Origin of the sequence: Endozoicomonas acroporae (genome assembly GCF_002864045.1) — a bacterium.
Lineage (GTDB): Bacteria > Pseudomonadota > Gammaproteobacteria > Pseudomonadales > Endozoicomonadaceae > Endozoicomonas > Endozoicomonas acroporae.
Genome location: NZ_PJPV01000269.1, coordinates 1 through 3,063 on the forward strand (window position 1 = coordinate 1; position 3,063 = coordinate 3,063).

The 3,063-nt window shown below is 46.3% G+C and carries 5 protein-coding genes, 1 other RNA gene and 1 pseudogene; 1 reads left to right on the forward strand and 6 read right to left on the reverse strand.

Features of this window, described 5'->3' with window-relative positions; translation table 11 throughout:
* Positions 1–120 precede the first annotated feature (120 nt).
* Complete coding sequence (locus tag CX664_RS25055) at positions 121–309, forward strand: helix-turn-helix transcriptional regulator (RefSeq protein WP_163373135.1); 189 nt, start codon at positions 121–123, stop codon at positions 307–309.
* 277 nt (positions 310–586) lie between these two features.
* Here CX664_RS25055 and CX664_RS27705 read toward each other — a convergent pair whose 3' ends face one another.
* The 6 genes and pseudogenes from CX664_RS27705 to CX664_RS25090 all read right to left on the reverse strand — a co-directional run bounded on the left by CX664_RS27705 (position 587) and on the right by CX664_RS25090 (position 2,790).
* Entirely contained in the window at positions 587–733 is a 147-nt protein-coding gene (locus tag CX664_RS27705; RefSeq protein WP_163373136.1) for a hypothetical protein, read from the reverse strand.
* 6 nt (positions 734–739) lie between these two features.
* Positions 740–997: pseudogene (locus CX664_RS28400) on the reverse strand (Arm DNA-binding domain-containing protein); the annotation flags it as partial.
* Positions 987–1,166, reverse strand: a non-coding RNA gene (ssrS, locus tag CX664_RS25070) — 6S RNA. The pseudogene CX664_RS28400 and the gene ssrS, both read right to left, overlap by 11 nt.
* A gap of 80 nt (positions 1,167–1,246) precedes the next feature.
* The gene (locus tag CX664_RS25075; protein WP_101749307.1) at positions 1,247–1,552 is read right to left on the reverse strand and encodes a cell division protein ZapA; all 306 of its coding nucleotides are present in this window, start codon (positions 1,550–1,552) and stop codon (positions 1,247–1,249) included.
* On the reverse strand, positions 1,549–1,758 hold the full coding sequence (locus CX664_RS25080; RefSeq protein WP_101749308.1) for a TIGR02449 family protein: 210 nt from the start codon (positions 1,756–1,758) through the stop codon (positions 1,549–1,551). Before CX664_RS25080 ends, CX664_RS25075 begins: the two co-directional genes overlap by 4 nt.
* 264 nt (positions 1,759–2,022) lie before the next feature.
* The gene (locus CX664_RS25090; RefSeq protein WP_101749310.1) at positions 2,023–2,790 is read right to left on the reverse strand and encodes a class I SAM-dependent methyltransferase; all 768 of its coding nucleotides are present in this window, start codon (positions 2,788–2,790) and stop codon (positions 2,023–2,025) included.
* Positions 2,791–3,063 lie beyond the last annotated feature (273 nt).

Consider the following 3,063-nt stretch of genomic DNA (forward strand, 5'->3'; position numbering starts at 1 on the left):
CGACGATGATTTAGTAAGGATCAATTTTAGTCGATAAATTGTGCGGGTGAGTTTTTATTGCCTCCTCTGTATGCTATGTGGCGGTGGAGCTCCAGGATTCATCGGGAATTGCTGGATGATATGGACAGTAACGCACTTGTTTCCATGAAGGACATCACAAAGATGACCACACTGGCGAGCCCTTCAATTTATCGATTGATTAAAGAAAACCGTTTCCCCCCGGGAAAAATGATCACCGCCAACCGGAGGGTGTGGCGGCGAGATGAAGTTGAAGAAGCTATTGAAAGGCTGCTTGACGAGGCGGAGTAATCCGCCTGTTTTTATGCAAAGTCAAAACCTGACACCAGATACTTCTGAAAGTTGAATGTTTCAATGATTTCCTTGAACTCCAGGCTAGGCTTCTGAGCTTTAAATAGCCTGCAGTAGATAACCTCCCTTTCACACAGGAAATCGATAAAGTCTGCGTACATTTGAAAGCCGGTCCTGAGAGCGTGTAACTGACCAGCATGATTATAAGTACGCTTCATTCCCGTTCTTGAATGGCCTGTCATAGCAGTAGTGACATCCGATGGCACACCAAGGTTATTCAGCGTGGTTTCAATGGTTCCGCATAATCCTTAATGAACTTGTCATAGACTTCATTCAGGGTCATCCCTTCAGGTCGGGCTTCCATTTTGACAGCATCCTCACCCAGCACCTGTTTGAGTATTTCTATTTTAACGGAATTACTCATTATGTCTTTGCCATCCTTTCTGGCAGCAGTCATCAATCCATGTATATGTCGAGCCTGTTCCAGGGAGACAGCCGGATAACTACCGTAATCAATTCGCTGTTTCTTTCCGCCAGCGTGATGATCGATAAAGCGCCATGCAAATACCTTTGCCCCATCAGGAAAATTCCGAAGTATTAAGGTACTATGTTGCTTGGATTGTCTTGTAATATGCTGATTTATAAGGGGAATGTTCGATATGAGAGGGTATGTATGAAACCTCCCCACCCTGCCGCTGCCACGTTTGCCCGTGGCCGTAACGGTCACGGTGGGGGCTGCTGAGGTGAATCGGGCTTTCCGCTACAAGGCGGACCTGCGCTCCAGCACCTGCCAGGAGCTCCCTGGGTAGTATTATCGGCTCGGGACGTATGATGACTGGCGAACAGGCCAGGGAGGTTTCTGCGGCATTATATCGACTATTGAGGAGATGTCTGCAAGTTTTTTTTGTTTTCGTGAACATCAGAAACGGTGATCAGATCAACGCTCCACGGATGCCAGTGCCTGATCCAGTTTACCCAGCAGTTGGTCAATGTGCTCCTGGGTGTCCTGCTTCTCATCTTCATTCTGACGACGGCTCTGCATTAACTCGTAGCTGATATTCAGTGCGGCCATCACAGCGATTCGCTCAATACCGACAACTTTGCCTGAAGAACGGATTTCATGCATTTTTTCGTTCAGGTAACGGGCAGCGGTGTACAGTGCCTCCTGATTGTCTTTGGGACAGGCAACACGGTATTCCTTATCCAGAATATGAACGGATGTCACTGATGATTTATCCGTCATGACTCGTGCTCCAGAGACCTGAGATGCTGGATCATCGCTTCTACTTTTGTACGTGCAACGTCATTTTTTTCCATCAACTTCGCTTTTTCAGCTACCCAGGACTGCTCCTGCTGTCGAAGTTGCCTGTTTTCAGTCGTCAGCTTCTGACAAAGGGCAACCAGATAGTTAATTTTCTGATCGAGGGCAATGAAATCGGATTCTTTCATAGCTTCCCTGAATGCTCGGTTATTAGGGTTACTATAGCCTCTGGAGAAATTCAGAACAATGACTTAATGGTTGACAATGTTTTATTTTTAATTTGTCGGGTAATACTTTGTACCAATGGATCAGGTTGTCCTTTGTTGAAGAGGATATAACGCAAAATGCCTGCAAACAGAGGTGAAGCATTTTGGTTGATCGGGGTAATCATTGTGACCTTAAGGCTGTCAGCCCGGGCTTGAAAAAACGACGTCCGTAATAAAACCGGCAAATCATGCGGGCTTTCTGGCAATAATCCGTATTTGATCCTGATCTCCATGACTCCATACCGGATAATGGGGAGCCTCACCCTGTTCGCATACTTCGATAACAAATCCGGCATGTTTCATTAATACCTCCAGTTGTTCGGACGCAAAAAAACAAAAGTCTCTGCCGGGGATATTAATTTTGTGGGCAGCCAAAACCGGATCGGTTATTTCCGGACAGTTAAGTGCTTTGGCTGCCTCTGCCAGCAGGTTGAGATAATCCCGCTGACCGGTAACGGTTAACGGTGATTTTTTTACACCGTCACGTATCTCTCTACTCAGGCCAGTACTTTTCAACACTTCAACGTCACAGGAACAGCAGGTAAGCAGAAGCGTGCCCCCTGGTTCGAGAATTCGGTAAATTTCATTAATAGATGGCGCAACTTCTTCATTGGCCAGAAAATGGAAAACTTCAGCGCAGAGAATTCCGCAGAAGGCATTATCGGCAAAAGGGATATTCCCTGGCAGTTTTGCTGCTTTGCAGGTCACTGCTTTCTGCTGAGTATCAGGCAAGTCCTTCAGCCATTTGGACAAGTCTGGTTTATCCATATCAGTGGCTATTACCTGTGCGCCATGCATCAGGGCTGCGTGAGTATTAACTCCGTGGCCACAGCCAATATCCAACAGGGGTTTATCGTCTTTCCAGCTGCTTAGCCAGCGATCCAGATAGATGACCGGATTATGAAACGTAAAACCAACGCCCAGCTGATTTCTTTCGTACAAAGGCTCTGGCATGGCAGTATTCCAAACAGGTTGGAATTAACAGGATAGACACTTTCTTTATTTAATGACTGACAAGTTTGCCCGGGAAGTCTGTTAGAATCCCGGTTAAGTAGCTGGCCATATGAAATCATATATTTCTGGCTACTTGGGCAGGTGCTATGCGAGGCACAACGGAGGGAGCATAGCCGTAGCTATGTGACCGGAGTTGTAACGAAGCAAAGTGCCTGAACAAGGAGTCAGAAATATATGATTTCATATGGTTAGCTACTTAAGTTCGACTCAGTA

Bases quoted from the DNA above. Each gene is read 5' to 3' on its own strand.
- CX664_RS25055 (WP_163373135.1), top strand. From the start codon at position 121: ATGGACAGTAACGCACTTGTTTCCATGAAGGACATCACAAAGATGACC.
- CX664_RS27705 (WP_163373136.1), bottom strand. From the start codon at position 733: ATGAGTAATTCCGTTAAAATAGAAATACTCAAACAGGTGCTGGGTGAG.
- CX664_RS25075 (WP_101749307.1), bottom strand. From the start codon at position 1,552: ATGACGGATAAATCATCAGTGACATCCGTTCATATTCTGGATAAGGAA.
- CX664_RS25080 (WP_101749308.1), bottom strand. From the start codon at position 1,758: ATGAAAGAATCCGATTTCATTGCCCTCGATCAGAAAATTAACTATCTG.
- CX664_RS25090 (WP_101749310.1), bottom strand. From the start codon at position 2,790: ATGCCAGAGCCTTTGTACGAAAGAAATCAGCTGGGCGTTGGTTTTACG.